Source organism: Corallococcus sp. M7 (assembly GCF_054512695.1).
On record NZ_CM137252.1, the window covers coordinates 8152500 to 8170649 of the forward strand.

The 18150-nt window shown below is 70.5% G+C and carries 17 protein-coding genes; 9 read left to right on the top strand and 8 right to left on the bottom strand.

The window, feature by feature from the left end:
- Nucleotides 1–5 precede the first annotated feature (5 nt).
- A complete protein-coding gene (locus ACX114_RS32625; RefSeq protein WP_459291100.1) occupies nt 6–1634 on the bottom strand; it encodes a peptide chain release factor 3 in 1629 nt (542 codons plus the stop codon).
- Between the two features lie 121 nt (nt 1635–1755).
- On the opposite strand from ACX114_RS32625, the gene ACX114_RS32630 reads away from it, so the two are divergent.
- Nucleotides 1756–2154, top strand: coding sequence for a RidA family protein (locus ACX114_RS32630; protein ID WP_459291102.1), 399 nt, complete (start codon nt 1756–1758; stop codon nt 2152–2154).
- 4 nt (nt 2155–2158) lie between these two features.
- Here the strand turns inward: ACX114_RS32630 and ACX114_RS32635 are convergent, their stop codons facing one another.
- Nucleotides 2159–3304 (bottom strand): hypothetical protein, encoded by a 1146-nt coding sequence (locus ACX114_RS32635; protein WP_459291104.1) that lies wholly within the window; start codon nt 3302–3304, stop codon nt 2159–2161.
- A gap of 141 nt (nt 3305–3445) precedes the next feature.
- On the opposite strand from ACX114_RS32635, the gene ACX114_RS32640 reads away from it, so the two are divergent.
- Entirely contained in the window at nt 3446–4351 is a 906-nt protein-coding gene (locus ACX114_RS32640; protein ID WP_459291106.1) for a helix-hairpin-helix domain-containing protein, read from the top strand.
- 54 nt (nt 4352–4405) lie between these two features.
- Here the strand turns inward: ACX114_RS32640 and ACX114_RS32645 are convergent, their stop codons facing one another.
- Nucleotides 4406–6580 (bottom strand): Kelch repeat-containing protein, encoded by a 2175-nt coding sequence (locus ACX114_RS32645; RefSeq protein ID WP_459291108.1) that lies wholly within the window; start codon nt 6578–6580, stop codon nt 4406–4408.
- Between the two features lie 135 nt (nt 6581–6715).
- Between ACX114_RS32645 and ACX114_RS32650 the strand changes: the two genes are divergently transcribed.
- Entirely contained in the window at nt 6716–7633 is a 918-nt protein-coding gene (locus ACX114_RS32650; RefSeq protein WP_459291110.1) for an MBL fold metallo-hydrolase, read from the top strand.
- Nucleotides 7634–7637: 4 nt separating this feature from the next.
- Here ACX114_RS32650 and ACX114_RS32655 read toward each other — a convergent pair whose 3' ends face one another.
- From ACX114_RS32655 to ACX114_RS32665, 3 genes are read right to left on the bottom strand one after another with little or no spacing between them, the layout of a single operon-like run.
- Nucleotides 7638–8432, bottom strand: coding sequence for an ABC transporter permease (locus ACX114_RS32655; protein WP_043324153.1), 795 nt, complete (start codon nt 8430–8432; stop codon nt 7638–7640).
- A gap of 7 nt (nt 8433–8439) precedes the next feature.
- Nucleotides 8440–9246, bottom strand: coding sequence for an ABC transporter permease (locus ACX114_RS32660; RefSeq protein ID WP_459291112.1), 807 nt, complete (start codon nt 9244–9246; stop codon nt 8440–8442).
- A complete protein-coding gene (locus tag ACX114_RS32665; RefSeq protein WP_459291114.1) occupies nt 9243–10253 on the bottom strand; it encodes an ABC transporter ATP-binding protein in 1011 nt (336 codons plus the stop codon). The genes ACX114_RS32660 and ACX114_RS32665 overlap by 4 nt, the downstream gene beginning before the upstream one ends.
- A 58-nt stretch (nt 10254–10311) precedes the next feature.
- On the opposite strand from ACX114_RS32665, the gene ACX114_RS32670 reads away from it, so the two are divergent.
- The 4 genes from ACX114_RS32670 to pip all read left to right on the top strand — a co-directional run bounded on the left by ACX114_RS32670 (nt 10312) and on the right by pip (nt 13752).
- Nucleotides 10312–11505 carry a small ribosomal subunit Rsm22 family protein gene (locus tag ACX114_RS32670; RefSeq protein WP_459291116.1) on the top strand — a complete coding sequence of 398 codons (1194 nt, stop codon included), beginning with the start codon at nt 10312–10314 and terminating at the stop codon, nt 11503–11505.
- A 66-nt stretch (nt 11506–11571) separates the two neighbouring features.
- On the top strand, nt 11572–12129 hold the full coding sequence (locus ACX114_RS32675) for a hypothetical protein (RefSeq protein ID WP_459291118.1): 558 nt from the start codon (nt 11572–11574) through the stop codon (nt 12127–12129).
- A gap of 13 nt (nt 12130–12142) precedes the next feature.
- Complete coding sequence (locus tag ACX114_RS32680) at nt 12143–12718, top strand: hypothetical protein (RefSeq protein WP_459291120.1); 576 nt, start codon at nt 12143–12145, stop codon at nt 12716–12718.
- A gap of 68 nt (nt 12719–12786) precedes the next feature.
- On the top strand, nt 12787–13752 hold the full coding sequence (gene pip / locus ACX114_RS32685; protein ID WP_459291122.1) for a prolyl aminopeptidase: 966 nt from the start codon (nt 12787–12789) through the stop codon (nt 13750–13752).
- 24 nt (nt 13753–13776) lie between these two features.
- Here the strand turns inward: pip and ACX114_RS32690 are convergent, their stop codons facing one another.
- Both ACX114_RS32690 and ACX114_RS32695 read right to left on the bottom strand, forming a co-directional pair.
- A complete protein-coding gene (locus tag ACX114_RS32690) occupies nt 13777–14805 on the bottom strand; it encodes a hypothetical protein (protein ID WP_459291124.1) in 1029 nt (342 codons plus the stop codon).
- A gap of 28 nt (nt 14806–14833) precedes the next feature.
- Nucleotides 14834–16231 carry a M20/M25/M40 family metallo-hydrolase gene (locus ACX114_RS32695; protein WP_459291126.1) on the bottom strand — a complete coding sequence of 466 codons (1398 nt, stop codon included), beginning with the start codon at nt 16229–16231 and terminating at the stop codon, nt 14834–14836.
- A gap of 82 nt (nt 16232–16313) precedes the next feature.
- On the opposite strand from ACX114_RS32695, the gene ACX114_RS32700 reads away from it, so the two are divergent.
- On the top strand, nt 16314–16688 hold the full coding sequence (locus tag ACX114_RS32700; protein WP_014399331.1) for a response regulator: 375 nt from the start codon (nt 16314–16316) through the stop codon (nt 16686–16688).
- A gap of 16 nt (nt 16689–16704) precedes the next feature.
- On the top strand, nt 16705–17994 hold the full coding sequence (locus ACX114_RS32705) for a TIGR02266 family protein (RefSeq protein ID WP_459291128.1): 1290 nt from the start codon (nt 16705–16707) through the stop codon (nt 17992–17994).
- Nucleotides 17995–18150: the final 156 nt, after the last annotated feature.

Below are 18150 nucleotides of genomic sequence, written 5' to 3' on the forward strand. Positions count from 1 at the left end.
GTCTTCTAGCTGCCGGTCGCGGCCGACGCGGACTGGCGCAGGAGCGGGGCCTCGGAGACGAACTTCAGCTCCGGGTGCTTCTCCTCGGCGTGCTGGAGCGCCCAGTCGTCGCGGAAGAGCACCAGGGGCAGCCCGTCGCGGTCCTGCACCGTCTGGCGGTTGCCTTCCCAGTCGAACGACTTCGGGTCGAAGTTCTGCCCCACCACCCAGCGAGCGTGGCTGAAGGGCAGCCGGTCCAGGGCGATCTTCGCGCCGTACTCGTGCTCCAGGCGGTACTGGAGCACTTCGAACTGGAGCGCGCCCACCACGCCGACGATGGGGTCCTTCATGCCCATCGCGAGCTGCTGGAAGATCTGCACCGTGCCCTCTTCGGACAGCTGCTCCAGGCCCTTCTCCATCTGCTTGCGGCGCAGCGGATCCTTGGAGCGCACCACCGCGAAGAACTCCGGGCTGAAGCGCGGCACGCCCTCGAAGAGGACGTCCTGCGAGCCCTCCGCCAGCGAGTCGCCGATGCGGTACTGGCCCGGGTCGAACAGGCCGATGACGTCCCCCGGCCACGCGTCTTCAATGGACGTGCGCTCGGCGGCCATGAACTGGCTGGGCTTGGCGAGCCGCACCTCCTTGCCCAGGCGCGAGTGGAAGGCGTTCATGCCCTTCACGTAGCGGCCGGACACCACGCGCATGAACGCGATGCGGTCGCGGTGCGCGGGGTCCATGTTCGCTTGAATCTTGAAGACGAAGCCCGCGAACTTCGGGTTCGTGGGCTCACGCGGGCCCTGCGTGGTGGGGCGCGACGTGGGCGCGGGCGCCAGGTCCAGGAACGCGTCCAGGAAGGGCCGCACGCCGAAGTTGGTCATCGCGCTGCCGAAGAACATGGGCGACAGCTGGCCCGCGTCCGACTTCTCGCGCGTGAACTCGTCCCCGCCGATGTCCAACAGCTCGATGTCCTCGCGGAGCTTCTCCAGCTCGTTCTCCGTGAGGACCGACTTGATCTCCTCCGAGTCGATGGACACCGAGCGCTCCGCCACTTCCGACTCGCCGTGCGAGCCCTCCGCGGAGAACACGTGCACCACGCGCGCCTGCCGGTCGTAGACGCCCCGGAACTCCGGCCCCATGCCGATGGGCCAGTTCATGGGGTACGAGCGGATGCCCAGCACCTGCTCCAGCTCGTTCATCAAATCGAGCGGCTCGCGGCCGAAGCGGTCCAGCTTGTTGACGAAGGTGAAGATGGGGATGCCGCGCATGCGGCACACCTTGAAGAGCTTCTTCGTCTGGGGCTCCACGCCCTTCGCCGCGTCGATGAGCATCACCGCCGCGTCGGCGGCGGAGAGCGTGCGGTAGGTGTCCTCGGAGAAGTCCTGGTGGCCCGGGGTGTCCAGCAGGTTCACCGCGTGGTCGCGGTAGTTGAACTGGAGCACGGACGACGTGACGGAGATGCCGCGCTCCTTCTCCAGCTCCATCCAGTCGCTGGTCGCGTGGCGACGCGCCCGCTTGGCCTTCACGCTTCCGGCCAGGTGGATGGCGCCGCCGTAGAGCAGCAGCTTCTCCGTCAGGGTTGTCTTTCCCGCGTCGGGGTGGGAGATGATGGCGAAGGTCCGTCGCCGGGCGACCTCCCTCTCGAGCTCGTTGGCCATGATCCGAGGGCAACTATCACGGGCGGTCGTTCCTTGCAGCTGTGCAAGCAGCGCCTGGAGGACCGGCCGGGCTCCGGCCCTCCGGGGCAGCCCTCCCTCCAGCCCACATCGGAGCCACGCCATGCAGCGCATCCTCCATGCCACCGGCACTCCCTGGGAGCCCCGGGTGGGCTACTCACGGGCGGTTCGCACGGGCCCCTTCGTGTCCGTGTCCGGCACCACCGCCACGGGCGCGGACGGCCAGCTCGTGGGTGAAGGGGACGCGTACCGGCAGGCGGCCCAGGCGCTGTCCAACATCCGCGCCGCGCTGGAGGCGGTGGGCGCCCGGGTGGAGGATGTGGTGCGCACGCGCATGTACGTCACGGACATCTCGCGCTGGGAGGAGATTGGCCGCGCCCACGGCGAGGTGTTCGCGGCCATCCGCCCAGCCACCTCCATGGTGGAGGTGAAGGCGCTCATCGACCCGCGGATGCTGGTGGAGATCGAAGCGGACGCGGTGGTGGCGTCCGCGCTTCCCTGACGGCCTAGAAGTCGGCGGTGACGTCGCCGGGCACGTCGTCCGGGGCGCCGGGGTTGCCGGGCTCGGGCGTCACGGCGTCGCCGGTGCCCTCCGGGGGCGCCACGTCGCCGCGCAACTCCACCGAGGGGCAGGCCTGGAAGGTGCCCACGCGGCTGCCGGCGACCTCCGTGCAGCTCGCCGGGCTGCCCGAGTCCGAGCACTGAAGAAGGACGCGGTAGACCTCCTTCTCCTGCGTGTCCCAGCAGGCGCTGCCCACGTAGTAGGTGTTCGCCGCGATGTCGCCGCCCCAGGCGCGCACGTCCACGCGGCCGCCGCTGCCGGGGATGTGGCGAATGGAGGAGAGCACCTTCTCCTTCGCGGAGGTCGCGGTGCCGGGCAGGTTGTACGGGCCGAGCACGCGCACGCGGGTGACGCCGGTGGCTTCAATCTTGTGGCCCACGAAGGCGCCGGTGACGGCGTCGTGCGTGGCGGGGTTCGGAGTGAAGTTGGCCAGCCGGTACGCCAGCGACTTGCTGCCCTTGCCGAAGTGGGCGAACGACATCATCAGCTTGCCCTGGCCCGCGTAGGACGGGGCCACCGCCTTGAGGTTGTCCAGGGAGATGGCCAGCGTGCCCCGGCCCCGGTGCGCCTCGCCGTCGCGCCTGAGCGCGCCCGCGGCGATGAGCTTGTAGGCGACGTCGTCCGCGCTGTTCAGCGGACGGGCCTCCAGCTTCCACTGGTAGCGCTGCCCCGCGCCCTTGCGGATGAAGAGCTTGAAGGTGGCGTTGGCGCGGTCGGTGGGGCCATACACCAGCACGTCGCCGGGCTGCTCGTTGGCGGCCTGCTTCGCCAGGTCCGCGATGGGCACCAGCGCCTGCCGGAGCGTGTCGTTGAGCGCCTTCACCTCCAGGCGGGCGCCCTCCAGCATCGCGGCGCCCTGCCCGTCCAGCGAGGCCTCCACCTGCATCAGGTCCTGGGCCACGAGCGCGGCGCCGTCCTGCGCGAGCGCGGCCGTGTTGATCTCCAGCGACGTGCCCGCGAAGTCCGGCAGGGACTCCACCGCCTCCTGATCATCCACCCCGCCGCACGCCGTCGAGAGCACCAGGGCCGCACCCACCGCCAACGTCTTGTTCCAGCGCATCGTCATCCTCCAGGTCGAATAGGTTCGCATGACTGCCTGCTGTTCCCTCCAACCCGGCGGAACCAGCCCGGTTGCGGGGCGGGGAATTTTCTCCGCCGGGGACCACCATGTGCGTGGGTGTCGGCGCATAGGGTGGCTGTCCTGCCCGGGAGTCCCTACCTTCCAGGTACCATGGGCGTTGAATGGAAGAGCAACATCGACATCGCGGACGCACTGGAGCGGGTGGCGGACCTGCTGGAGACGCAGGACGCGATGCCCTTCCGGGTGGGGGCCTACCGCAAGGCGGCGGCGACCATCGCGAACTGGCCGGACTCCGTGGCGCAGGTGCTGTCGGCGGAGGGGGAGGCGGGCCTGCGGGCGTTGCCTGGCGTGGGCAAGAGCATCGCGGGGACCGTCGCGGAGCTGGTGCGCACGGGGCACGTGGGGCTGCTCGAGCGACTGGAGGGTGAAGCTTCCCCCGAGGGCCTGCTCGCCAGCGTGCCCGGCATCGGACCGGAGCTGGCGAAGCGCATCCATGAAGCCTTGGACATCTCCACGCTGGAGGCGCTGGAGCTGGCCGCGCACGACGGGCGTCTGGAACGCGTGGAGGGTTTCGGGCCCCGGCGCGCGGAGCAGGTGCGCGAGGTGCTGGCGGCGCGCCTGGGACGCAACCGGCGTGAGCGCGAGCGGGCGCGCTCACACGAGGGTCAGGACGAGCCGCGTCCGTCGGTGGCGCTGCTGCTGCGAGTGGACGCGGACTACCGGCGCAGGGCGAAGGCCGGGGAGCTGCGTCGCATCGCGCCCAAGCGCTTCAACCCCTCCGGCGAAGCCTGGCTGCCGGTGATGCGCGAGCACGTGGACGACTGGAACTTCCGCGCGCTGTTCTCCAACACGGCGCTGGCGCACCAGCAGAACGCCACGGATGACTGGGTGGTCCTCTACTACGACCAGGACGACGTGGAGGGCCAGGTCACCGTGGTGACCGCCCACGTCGGCCCGCTCAATGGCAGACGCGTGGTGCGCGGGCGCGAGGACGAATGCCTCGCGTACTACTCCCGCGGGGACGCGGCGCACGAAGCGCCACACGCGGAAGCCTGAATCCCAACGCGGCACGGGGCAGGCCGTGCATGTGCCCGCCCCGTGCGCTCCGGCTCACGGCGCCGGTGAGTACATGTCGACGCCCGCGCGCGCGCCGCTGCTTCCACTGCCCCCCGTGACGAGCACCCGGCCCGAGGGCAGCAGTGCCAGTCCGTGGTGCGTGTTGCGCGTGGACAGGGTGCCCGCGGGCGTCCACGCGTTCATCGCGACGTCATACACCTCCGCCGAGTCGAGCACGCCCAACCCCGAACCGCCCTCCCCCGTCACCACCAGCACGCGGCCCGTGGACAGCGCCGTGGCGTGCGGCAGGTAGCGCGGCATGTTCATCGACGCCACGGTCCTCCAGGTGCCTTGCGCCACGTCGTAGAGCTCCGCCGAGCGCAGCGGTCCATCCACGCCCCAGCCGCCCGCCACCAGCACCTGGCTGCCATTGCCCAGCGGCACCGCGATGTGGCCATAGCGCGCCACCGCCATGGACGCCGTGTTCCGCCAGGTGCCCGTGGCCGGGTTGAACAGCTCCGCGCTCGCGGTGATGGCGTCCGCCCCGGTGGAGCTGCCTCCCATCACCAGCACCTCGCCCGAAGGCAGCGGCACGGCCGCGTGGTACGTGCGCGCATGTCCCATGGCGCCCGTGGGGCTCCAGGTGCCCGTGGCCGGGTTGAACAGCTCCGCGCTGGCGAGCGTGGAGGAGGTGCTCGCGCCCGACGCTCCGCCCGCCACCAGCACCTGGCCGGAGCCCGGGAGCAGCGTCGCGGTGTGACGGGCCCGTCCCGTCCCCAGGCTTCCCACCGTCGTCCACGTCCCCGTGGCGGGCGCGTACACCTCCGTGGCGGACAGCCAGGTGGAGGCATCCCGCTGCCCGCCGGTCACCAGCACACGGCCGTCATTCAGGGGCGTGGCGGAGTGCAGGAAGCGCGCGGTGCCCAGCGAACCCGTGTCCTGCCAACTGTTCGACACCTCGTCGTACAGCACGGCGCTCACGAGCGCGGCGCCCGACGAGGACGCCCCGCCCGCCACCAGCACGTCGCCCGTGCTCAGCCGCGTGGCGCTGAGCTGCGAGCGCGCGGAGCCCAGGCTCGTGGCCGGGCTCCACGGCAGGCTGGACGGGCGGTAGCGCTCCGCGGACGCACTGCGGGAGCCCACCTGCGGCACGCCGCCCAGCACGAGGACCTCGCCCGACGGGAGCAGCGCGGCGGCGTGGCTGATGCGGCGCGAGGACATCGTCGCCGTCGTCGTCCAGACGCCGGTGGCCGGCGTGTAGAGCGCGGCGCTGTCCAGGTAGGGCTGGCCGCCCGTGGAGCCGCCCGTCACCAGCACCTGCCCGGAGGTGAGCAGCGTCGCGGTGTGGAAGACGGACTGGGACGGCAGCGCGCCCTGGGACGTCCAGGTGCCGGTGCCCGGGTCGAACAACTCGGAGGTGTTCGTGGCCAGGCTGCCCGCGAAGCCGCCCGCCACCAGCACCTGCCCGGAGAGCAGCAGCGTCGCCGTGTGTCCCATGCGCTGCGTGACCATGCGGCCCACCGCCGTCCACTGGCCTGTCGCGGGGTCATAGCGCTCCGCCGTCGCGAGCACGTTCCCGTTGGCGCTGTCCCGGCCGCCCGTCACCAGCACCTGCCCATCCGGCAGCAGCGTCGCCGCATGGCCCAGCCGGGCCGCGCTCATCGGGCCCGTGACGGACCAGGAGTGGGTCGCGGGGGAGTAGAGCATCGCGCTGGACAGCGCGTTGCCAAAGCTGCTGTCACCGCCCGCCACCAGCACCCGGCCGTCGGGGAGCAGCGTCGCGGTGTGCTGGGAACGGGGCAGGTCCAGTCCCGTCGCGGCGGACCAGCTGTTGGTGTCCGGGTCGAAGAGCTCCGCGCCCGCCGAGGCCAGCACGGAGGTGCCTCCGCCCACCACCAGCACCTTGCCGGAGGTCAGCATCGTGGCGGTGTGGCGCTGGCGGCTCGTGGCCATGGCGCCCAGCGAGAACCAGCGGCCGGAGCGCGGATCATAAAGCTCCGCGGCGGACGTGCCTCCGCCCGCGACGAGCACATAACCATTGCGCAGCAGCGTGGCCGTGGCGTCCACGCGCACGGAGGCCATGGTGCCGGCGCTGCCCCACGAGGACGTATCCAGACGCGAGGTGGAGGTGGAGGGGGCGTTGGAGAAAGACGGTGCTTCGGGGGCACAGGCTGTCGCGGACGCAAGCGCGAGCGCGGCCAGCAGGCCGTGAAAACGGATACGGATCATCGAGGGGGAGGTCCTTCACTTCATGGGGGATACGGCTTTCGCCGCAGGGGGGCGGCCCCTTAACCCAGACGAAGGAAAGACAACAGCGGAATTCCTATCAGCCAGCACCGGCGCGTATCATCGGGATTCATGAGAATGATTCTCGCCGCCGCGCTGGCCTCTGTCCTGTGGGGCTGCGGCGCGACCCAGCCCATCGTCGAGACCCACTACCGCTCCCATTCCCTCCAGGAGCAGGGCGACCTCCGGGTCGGCGAATACATCTCGTCCCAGTGGTCACTCCAGACCTCGTCGTACTGGATTGAAGGACCGGAGGGCCTGGTCCTCATCGACACGCAATTGCTGCCCTCCGCGCTGCGCAAGGAGCTGGCGTTCGCGAAGGACATCACCGGCAAGGAGCCGAAGCTCGCCATCGTGCTCCACGCGAATCCGGAGAGCTTCAACGGCACGGCCCTGCTCAAGGAGCTGGGAGTCCCGGTCGTCACCTCCGGCCCGGTGCGCGAGCGCATCCCCGCGGTCCACGAGAAGTGGGCACCCTCCCTCTTCAAGCAGTACTGGAATGGCCGCTACCCCCGGGAGCTCGTGCTGGCGGACAGCTTCGGTGACAGCACCCGCGAGCTGAGCGCGGCGGGTGTCACGCTGAAGGCCCACGTCCTGGGCGCGGGCTCCAGCGAGGCCCACGTCGTCGTGGAATGGGAGGGCCACCTCTTCACCGGCGACCTCGTCGCGCGGGACACGCACACCTGGTTCGAAGGCGGCGACACCACCGGGTGGCTCCAGCGTCTGGACGAGCTGCGCGCGTTGAAGCCGAAGTGGATCCACCCGGGGCGCGGCCTGCCCGGCGGCCCGGAGCTGCTGGACGCGCAGACCGCCTACGTCCAGGCCGTGCGCGAGGAGGTCACCCGCGAGCGGCGCTCGGAGCACCCCAGCGCGGATCCGCTCGCGGCGGTGGAGGCGAAGCTGAAGGAGCGATACCCCGGCCATGCCCAAGCCAGGCTCCTGCCCTACGTGGTGCGCGCGGAGTGGGCCCGTCAGGCGCCCCGGCCCCAGCCCTGATGACTCAGCTGCTCGCGGACGTGTAGTGGCGGATGGACATCAGCCACACCCACCGAGCCACCGCGGCGAACGCCACCGAGCCCACCACCGCGCCCACGAGCCAGGTCCATGGCAGCCGGCCCAGGAGCGCGAGCGCGGGGAAGGTGGTCATCAGCGCCAGCGGGATGATGAAGGTGAACACCCACGCCAGCGAGCCCCGGAACACCGAGGACGGCCAGCGGGCCGCGTCGAAGATGGAGGTGAACAGGTACGTGAGGTTGTCCACCTTCACCACGAAGAAGGCCGCGCTCACCACGAGGATCCACATCGAGTAGAGGATGAGCATGCTCGTCCCGAGCAACACCAGCGACGCGAACACGCCCGGCAGCGACGGCCAGCGCCCCAGCGACACGAACGCGTAGACGAACAGCCCCACGCCGGACAGCACGTTCACCGCTCGCCACGGCAGGAAGCGCTGCGTGGACACCAGGAACTGCGCGTCCGCGGGCTTGAGCAGCACGAAGTCGAGCGTGCCCTTGCGGATGTGCTCCACCATGCCCGTGAGGCTGGGGCTGATGGCGCCCTCCAGCACGCCCTGCAAGAGCGTGAACCAGCCCACCACCAGCAGCGACTCCTGGAACGTCCAGCCCTCGATGCTGGGCCGCGCGCCGAAGACGACGAACAGCGGCGCCAGCGCGGTGAACGTCCACGCCAGTGACGTCAGCCCCTCCGCCAGGAAGTCCGCGCGGTACTGCAATGCCAGCAAGCCGGAGGCCTTCAACTGCACGCCCAACAGGCGCAGGTAGCGCTTCGCGTTCACCACCGCCCTACCCTCCGAACGCCGCGAAGCGCGCCAGGTCCCGCCGCCAGACCGTCAACGACACCACGCCCAGCCCCAGCACCCACGCCCACTGCGCTCCGAGCAGGGCCCACGCGTCCTTCGCGGAATGCGCCCCCGTCATCAGCTCCACCGGCAGCCCCATCTGGTAGCGGAACGGCAGCCACTCCATGACGGTGCGCACGCCGGGCGGGAAGAACTCCACCGGGAACATGTACCCGGAGCAGACGAAGAACAGCACCATGTAGACTTCCATCAGCTTCTGGCTGCTCTCCAGGAACAGGCTCAGCGTGCCCAGCAGCACGTTCAGATAGAACGTGATGAGCCACGCGCCCGTGATGCCCAGCGCGAACAGCCCCCAGCCACCCAGCGACGTGGGAACCGCCCGCTCGGCGCCCGCCGCCCACATGCTGATGCCCAGCACGGGCAGGACGATGGCGACGCGCAGCGGGATGCCCGCCAGCACCTCCGTCGCGTACGCGAGCAGCGGGGAGATGGGCCGCAGGAGCCGCATCGCCAGCGTGCCCTGCTTCACCTCGTAGCTGACCAGCCACGCCACCCAGGAGCTGGTCATCTGCCGCACGCAGAAGGCCGCGAGGAAGTAGCCCGTGAACTCCGCCTGGCCAAAGCGCCCCACGTCCCCGCCGCGCGCCACCGCCGACCACAGGGCCAGCATGATGAGCGGCATGGTGGTGGCCAGCACCCAGATGATCATCTCCGCGCGGTAGGCCACCGCCTCGGAGAAGCCGATGCGCAGCATGGTGGGCAGCGCCTTGAGGGCCGTGCGCAGGCTCACGCCGTCACCGCCTCCCGGGCGGCTTCCGCCCGGCGCGCCTTGCCCTCCTGGAACAGCTCGCTCATCACCTCTTCCAGGGGCGCGTTCTCCACCGTCAGGTCCGTCACCGGCAGCGTGGACAGCGCGCGGCCCACCGTGGCGTTCACCGCGTCCTGCTGGACCTGGAGCACCGCCGAGCCTGGCTCGTGCGACACCACCTTGCCCAGCGGCGTCAGCAGGCCCGCGTCCACCGGCTGGCCCAGCCGCAGCACCACGCGCTTCTCCGGGCGCACGCGCTGCACCAGCGCGTCCAGGCTGCCGTCGTAGGACAGCTGCCCCTTGTCGATGACGATGACGCGCGGGCAGAGCGCCGCCACGTCGTCCATGTAGTGACTGGTCAGGATGAGCGTGGCGCCCGTCTGCTCGTTGTAGGCCTTGATGAACGCGCGCATCGTCACCTGCATGGACACGTCCAGGCCGATGGTGGGCTCGTCCAGGAAGAGCACCCGGGGGCGGTGGATGAGGGCCGCGGCCAGCTCGCACTTCATCCGCTCCCCCAGGCTGAGCTGCCGCGTGGGCTTGCCGATGAGGTCCCCCAGCTCCAGCAGCGACACCAGCTCATCCAGCGTCTGCTTGTACTGGAGGCGGGGCACGTCGTAGATGGCGCGGTTGAGTTCGAACGTCTCCGACGGCGGCAGGTCCCACAGGAGCTGCTGCTTCTGCCCCATCACCAGCATGATCTTCTTGAGGAACGCCTCCTCGCGCAGGCGGGGCACGTGGCCATCCACGGTGACTTCACCCTCGGACGGGTGGAGCAGGCCGGCGAGCACCTTGAGCGTCGTCGTCTTGCCCGCGCCGTTGGGGCCCAGGAAGCCCACGCGCTCTCCGGGCTTGATGTCGAAGGAGATACCGTCCACGGCCTTGACGGTCGTGTAGCTGCGGTGGACGAGCGAGCGCAGGGCCGCCTTCAGGCCAGGCGGGCGCTTGTGGACCTGATAGTGCTTGCGCAGTCCGCGGACGGAAATCATGGCGGGATGGGTTTAACGCGGTCGCCTCCGGGTGGCGACCCCTGATGTGAAGGCAACGATGAGCAACGCATACAGCAAGGACCTGGAGCGATGGCTGCCCCGGCTCATCTCCGTGTGGCGCGCGTCCCGGGGCCGGGGCGAGGGGCCGGAGACCCGCCTCACGCCGCAGGAGGTCAAGGAGGTGGGCGCGGGCGTGAAGCAGCTGTCGCACGGCCTCACCCGCGAGCGCCAACTGGCCGGCGCCCGGTACATGGACGACCCGCGCCTGTTGGGCGCCTACCTCCTCTTCTACTGGCCGGTCTCCTATGCCCAGGCGCGCCAGGTGCTGGGCGAGCTGCCGAACCGCCCCCGGCAGGTGCTGGACCTGGGCAGCGGCCCGGGCCCGGTGGCCTTCGCGGCCATGGACGCGGGCGCCAGTGAGGTGACGGCCGCGGACCGCAGCAAGCCCGCGCTGGAGCTGGCGCGCAAGCTGGCCACGGAGGCCGGCGAGGCCCTGGCCACGCGCGAGTGGGATCCGCTGAAGAAGAACGCCACGCTGCCGGAGGGGCAATACGACCTCATCACGATGGGGCACGTCGTGAACGAGCTGTACGGCGCGACGGACGAAGCGCTGAAGCCGCGCGCGGCGCTCTTGGAGTCGGTGCTCGCGAAGGTGAAGAAGGGCGGCAGCCTGCTGGTGATGGAGCCCGCGCTGCGCGAGACGAGCCGCAACCTGCTCAAGGTGCGAGACCTGATGGTGGAGCGCGGCTACGCCATCCGCGCGCCGTGCATGTATCGCGGCGCGTGCCCCGCGCTGGTGAAGGAGACGGACTGGTGCCACGCCGAGCGCCCGTGGCCCATGCCCCGCGTGGTGGAGGAGCTGGCGCGCGCGGCGGGCTTCCACAAGGAGTCGCTCAAGATGAGCTACCTGGTGCTGGCGCCCAAGGGCGAGGCCTGGCCGGAGCCGCCGCCGGGCCGGCTGTTCCGCATCGTCAGCGAGTCGCTGGAGGGCAAGGGCCGCCAGCGCTACATCGGCTGCGGGCCGGAGGGGCGCGTGGGCCTGGCGATGCAGGAGCGCCACCGCTCGGAGAAGAACGAGAAGTTCTTCCATCTCCAGCGCGGCGACGTCATCGAGGCGACGGACCTGGAGACGAAGGGCGACGGCTTCGCGCTCGGGGAGAACGCCGAGGTGCGCATGGTGGCCCAGGCCGGACGCGGCGTGCCTCCCGCGCCCAAGCCGCCGGAAGCCCCGCGCGAGCCCCCGAAGCCCTGAGCGGGCACGACCAGGGCACGGTGGCCGCTCCGTAGAAGGGAGGCAGTCCTCCCCCCGGAGCCCCCCGTGCCCCGCCGTCCCCTCGCGCTGCCCATTCTCCTCTTCGTCCTCGCCGCCACGGTGGCGCGCGCGGAGGACACGCGGCCCCTGGAAGGGCCGTGGGTGGGCGTGACGCTGTCCACCAGCTCCGGCTTCGACGCGGGCATCCGGGAGCCCGGGCTCAACCTGTCCACGGTGGAGTACGGCTCCAGCGTGGGCCTGGGCCTGCGCGCGGGCTACGACTTCCTCGCGTTCGCGGGCGCGTACGCCGAACTCCAGGCGGACGTCCATTACACGTCCTTTGGCGGAGGCCTGCGGCTCTTGACGCCCACGCGCACGTTTCGCGCGGGCATCAGCGCGGGCCTGCGCTTCCTCCCCGAGGACCCCACCCTGCCCTTCTTCACCGCGGGGCTGCTGGGCGAGATCCGGCCCTGGGAACACCTGGGCTTTGGCCTGGAGGTGGGCAAGGCGTGGCCGCTGAAGGACGAGGTCACCCGGCTCCAGGAGGGGAGCACGCCCCAGCGGACCTTCACCCTGGACCAGGGTCCCCTGCGGGTCCTGTTCGGACTGACCTGGTTCTTCTGAGACGCCCTTCTCCATGCCCCGTCCCTCCCTGCCCGCGGCCCTCCTCCTCTTCCTGCTCGCCTCCACCCTGGCTCGCGCGGACGACGCGCGGCCCTTGCATGGCCCGTGGCTGGGCCTGTCGCTGCTGCGCAACTCCGCGTTCGACGTCACCGTGAGCGACCCGGAGCCACGCTTCGCCCTGCCCCTCCACTACGACGACGGCGTGGGCCTGGGTCTGCGCGCGGGCTACGACTTCCAGGAGCTCGTGGGCGTGTTTGCTTCCGCGGAGCTGGCCAGCGGCCGTGAGGACTTCTTCGTCACCTCCTGGGGCGTGGGCCTGCGGGCCCTGACGCCCACCGCTCCGTTCCGCGTGGGCGTCAGCGCGGGCGTGAGATTCATCGACGTGGATCCCTCCCTGCCCTTCTTCACCACGGGGGTGATGGGCGAGGTCCGGCTCTGGCGGCACCTGGGCCTGGGCCTGGAGGTGGACAAGGCCTGGCCGCTCCGGCGCGAAATCGTCCAGGAGCGCGACGGCGGCACGCATCAGCGCACCACCACCATCGAGGACGGACCCTGGCGACTCGTTCTCGGGCTGACGTGGTATTTCTGAACGGCTCGCCCCGCGGGCGCCGTCTGTTGTTAGGTTGCGTCGCGCCCCGTTCCCAAGGAAGGAATCCCGTGCCTGCTCCCACGCCGCTGCGAACGCTCTATCCCTCCATCGAGCCCTACCGCACCGGCCAGTTGAAGGTCACCGGGGGCCACGCGCTGTACTTCGAGGAGAGCGGCAATCCGAAGGGCAAGCCCGTGGTGTTCGTGCACGGCGGCCCCGGCGGCGGCACAGACCCGAAGCAGCGCCGCTTCTTCGACCCGGCCGTCTACCGCATCATCCTCTTTGATCAGCGCGGCTGTGGCCGCAGCACGCCGCACGCCAGCCTGGTGGAGAACACCACCTGGGACCTGGTGGCGGACATGGAGCGGCTGCGCGAGCACCTGGACCTGGAGCGCTGGATGCTCTTTGGCGGCTCGTGGGGCAGCACCCTGTCGCTCGCGTACGCGGAGGCCCATCCTGAACGCGTCACGGAGCTGGTGCTGCGCGGCATCTTCCTGTTGCGCAAGCAGGAGATCGACTGGTTCTACCAGCGCGGCGCGAGCGCGATGTTCCCGGACGCGTGGGAGCACTTCCTCGCGCCCATCCCCGAGGACGAGCGCGGCGACCTGCTTCAGGCCTACGCGAAGCGGCTGATGGGCGACGACAGGCATTCGCAGCAGGAGGCCGCGAAGGCGTGGAGCGTGTGGGAGGGCCGCACGAGCTGCCTGTACCCCAACGCGGAGCTCATCGCGCGCAACGCGGGCGACGACTTCGCCATCGCCTTCGCGCGCATCGAGTGCCACTACTTCGTCAACCGGGGCTTCCTGCGCACGGACACGCAACTCCTGGACGACGTGCACCGCATCCGCCACATCCCCACCGTCATCGTGCAGGGCCGCTACGACGTCGTGTGCCCGCCGGAGAGCGCGTGGGCCCTGCACCGCGCGTGGCCGGAGGCCCAGTTCGTGATCGTGCCGGACGCGGGCCACTCCGCCAACGAGCCCGGCAACACCTCCGCCCTCATCGAGGCCACGGACCGCTTCCGCGGCCTGTGACGGCCACGGCCGGGGACCGGGACGTCACATGTCCTGGCCTTCGGGCTCCGGGTCGTCCATCGCCCACTCGCACTTGCGCGCGTTCCACACGAGGTGGGCCGCGTGCTGGCCCGACACGGAGACGTTGAAGCGCTTCCATGCCTCCGGGTCCGGCTGGTCCGCCACGACGTTCACCTGCGTCAGGTCGTCCGCCCCGGCGGCCCCCGTCAGGTAGGGCGACTGCACGAGCTTCCCGCAGCCCGGCGCCATCAGGACGCCATCCGGCTTCTGCTGGCTCAGCATGGGAGAGGCCAGGCCCATCACCGCCATGGGCACCCCCAGGTCCGTGAGCACCTTCTGTACGCGTGACTCGCGGGACATGCAGCCGGTGGTGAAGTCCTTGAGCATCAACGCCGCGTTGGTGTTGCCCTGCTTCGCCATCTCCTGGAGTTCCGCGGCGCGCTGCTTCGCCTTCGTCTGCGCCTCCGGGGTGCAGTCCCCCACGCACTGCCCTTCCAGCAGGACCTCCGCCAGCACGGTGGAGCCCCGCGCCACGCGCAGGAGCAGGTCCGAGGCCCGGCACTCCATCACCGTCTTCGGGTTCACCCGCTGCTCGGTGAGCACCAGGCCCGGCGCGTTCGGGAACGGGTGCGTGGCCTCCACCTTCGCGTCCGTCTTGCGCGGAGACTTCAGCGCGTTGGCCGTGGGGCACGACAGCGCGGCGGTGCCGGTGAGCTGTTGCACGGACGCCCCCTGGGCCCAGGGCTTCACCAGGGCCATGGCGGCCTCCGCGTCCTCCTTCGTGCCGCACACGCCCAGCACCGCGAACTGCTGCCCGGCTTCAAGCCCCGGCAGCGCCTTCGCGGCCATCACCTTGGGGAAGCCCTTCGCCGGCTTCACCCACGCGAACGCGCGGTCCTTCTTCAGCGCGGCCAGCTGCCTGGACAGCGCGGGCGCCTTCGCGTCCTGTCCCAGCACGACGGCCCAGGGCGCTTCGGCTCCCAGGGCCCCCGTGGAGGACAGGACACACGACAGGACGGCGAGGACACTCCAGACGGGACGGGGCGGGCGCATGGGGCACGCACTCCACCCCATTCCGCGCTCAACCGCGAGGGGTCAGCGACTTCGCCAGCTCCTCATAGAGGTGGATGGCGGAGCGGATGGCCTTCTCCCAGTCGCCCAGGTGCAGGCTCTCGTTCTCCGAGTGGGCGTACGTGTACGGATCCTCCACGCCGATGAGCAGCGCGGGCACGCCGCCCAGCTCCTTCGCGAACGGCTCCACGAACGGGATGGACCCTCCGCACCCGATGGTGACCGGCTTCTTCGCGTAGCCCTTCTCCAACGCGCGGAACGCCGCCTGGAACGCTGGATGCGACGAGTCCGTGTACCACCAGCCGGACGCCTGGTCCTCGCGGATCTCCAGCTCCAGGCCCCACGGGCACACCTTCTTCAGGTGCTCCACCAGCCGGCGCTGCACGTCCTCCGGATTCATGTCCGGCACCACGCGGATGCCCACGCGCGCCCACGCGGACTCCACGACGATGTTGCGCGCGTCCTTGCGGCTGCTGGCCTGGATGGCGTTGATGGCCAGGCTCGGCTGACGCCAGTTCGTCTCCCAGGGGTGCCGCCCGCCGCCAAGCAACTGCACGCCCTGCCGCAAGCCGGCCTGTTCGCGGAAGGTCGCGTCGTCACCGGGCAGCGCCTGGATGCTCTGGCGCTCCGCGTCCGTCAGCGGCTTCACCTGCTCCATCACGCCTTCAATCGCGATGGTGCCATCCGCGTGCGTCAGCGACGCCAGCATCCGGCACAGCGCCATCGCCGGATCCGGAATGGGCCCGCCCCACATGCCGGAGTGCACCGCCTGATGCAGCCCCCGCACCTCCACGTCCACCGTCACCAGCCCGCGCAGCGCCGTGGTGATGGACGGCAGGCCCGTGTCGAAGTTCGTCGTGTCCGTCAACACGATGGCGTCCGCGGCCACCAGCTTCGCGTGCTTCTGGAGAAATGCACCCAGGTGGTCACTGCCGGCCTCCTCCTCGCCCTCGATGATGACCTTCACGTTGAGTGGGAGTTGGCCGGTGCTCTTGAGCCACGCGTCCACGGCGGAGGTGTGCACGACGATGCCGGCCTTGTCGTCCGCCGCGCCGCGTCCGTACAGGCGGCCGTCGCGCTCTTCGGGCTCGAAGGGCGGGCTCTTCCAGGCCGCTTCGTCTCCCGCGGGCTGCACGTCGTGGTGCGCGTAGAGGAGGAGCGTGGGACGGCCCGGCGCCTTGAGCACCTCGCCATAGACATACGGATGCGCGCCCTCGATTTCGAGCAGCTGCACGTTTTCAAAACCACGGTCCTTCAACAGGGCCGCGGTGGCCTCCGCGCTCTTGCGCACGAGGGCGGCGTCGAACCCGGGAAAGGACACACTGGGTATGCGTACGAGGGCCTTGAGGTCCTCCAGGTACGCGGCCTTGTGGGACTCGAAATGGGACAGCGCGGGGTCGGTGGACATGCCCACCCCTTAACCCAAAAGCCGAGCAGGCACGTGGGATGCGCGCGCCCAAACGTCGCGCGTCTTATGTATCCTGCCGCCCATGCCTGGACTACCTACCCTGCTGTTGGTGGATGACGACAGCTTCGTGCGTCGCATCCTCAAGGACGTCATCGCGGACACGGGGATCGACCTGCGGCTGCTGGAGGCGGCGGACGGGGAGGAAGGGCTGGCGCTGGCGGAGAAGGAGCAGCCGGCGGTGATGTTCCTGGACCTCTTCATGCCGAAGAAGAGCGGGCTGGAGGTGCTGGGCGCCATCAAGAGTGTTTCACCGGAGACGCGCGTCCTGGTCATCAGCAGCATGGACGCGGAGCCGGTGGTGGAGCAGGCCATCGCCGCGGGGGCGATGGGCTTCGTGGGCAAACCCTTCCATCCCCTGGAGATCGCCGCCGCCGTACGCCAGGCGCTCGCGTCCTGATTCCGCCGAGGTCCCCGTGTCGTCATCCGTTGTCGGTTACTGGGTGGGAGACTCGCTCGGCCGCGTGCTGGGCCCCCTCCAACTGCAAGCCTTCCGCGACCTCATCTCCTCGGGTCGCCTGAAGACGGCAGTGCGCGCGTCGCGCGATGGGTCGAACTGGGTCGCGCTCCAGGACCTCCCGGAGGTGCGCGACCTGTTCACCACCGCGGCGCCCACGCCTTCCATCGAGACCCAGCAGGCCGAGCGCCTGCGCAACCAGCTGCGCGGTCTTCTGCACCTGCCGCCGCACGAGGTGTTCGGGCTCAAGCCGCAGGCGTCGCTCGATGAGTTCCGGCTCGCCTTCTTCCGCATGGCGAAGCGCTTCTCGCCGGAGCACCTGTCGCCGGATCTGCATCCGGAGCTGCGCAAGGTCTCCGTGGAGATCTTCGACTTCCTCTCGCGGCGGATCCGCGAGGCGGAGACGCTCTTCCTCCAGGGCGCGATGCATCCGCCCGCGCCCCCGCCGCCCCGGTTGGACATGGCTGGCGCGCTGCCCTCCGCCCCGCTGCCGCTGAGCGGAACCGCGGTGCCAGCGCGTCCGCCGCCGGTGATGACGCCGCAAGCCGCGCGTCCGGCCGCCGCGTCCATTCCGCCCACGCCTGTTCCGGGTTCCCTCACGCGTCCGCCGGTCGCGGCGATTCCTCCGACGCCTGTTCCGGGTTCCCTCACGCGCCCGCCGGTCGCGGCGATTCCTCCGACGCCTGTCCCTGGCAGCATGACGCGTCCGGCGGCTGCCTCCATTCCGCCCACGCCCGTGCCGGGCAGCATGACGCGTCCGGGGGTTCCGGTCGCGCCGCCCCGGCCTCCGCCGGTGATGACGCCCACGACGCGTCCGGTGACGCCGCCTCCGCCCGCGCCGGCTCCCGCGCCCCCCGCGCCCGTCCGGCGCCCCATCGCCGCCCCCGCGCCCTCGTATTCGAGCGCCGAGTTCGTGGGCCTGGAGCGCCGGTCGGACGACCGGCTCCACGCGGACGTGAAGGTGACGATGAAGAACACGGGCATCTTCACCGACCACCGCATCATCAACCTGTCGTCGGGTGGCCTGTTCATCGGCACGGACCGGCCGCTGAGGCTGGGGACGCAGGTGGAGCTGACCCTGCGCTTCGATGATCCGGAGCGCGTGATGACCCTGCGCAGCTCCGTCATCTGGGAGAACTCCCTGGACGACGGCAAGAACCCCAAGGGCTACGGGTTGCGCCTGAGCTCGCTGCGCGCCGAGGAGCGGGACTTCATCCAGCAGTACGTCCGCCGCACCAAGAAGCCGTGACAGGTTCCCGGGCGGGTGATTCCGCTCGGGACTAGAACAACTGGCCCAGGAAGACCGCGCCCATCGCCACGAAGGCGACCCACACGGCCATGACGGACTTCAATTCCAGGTCCCGGCGGTCCAACTCGTTCGCGAAGTTCATGGTGTCTCCTCCAG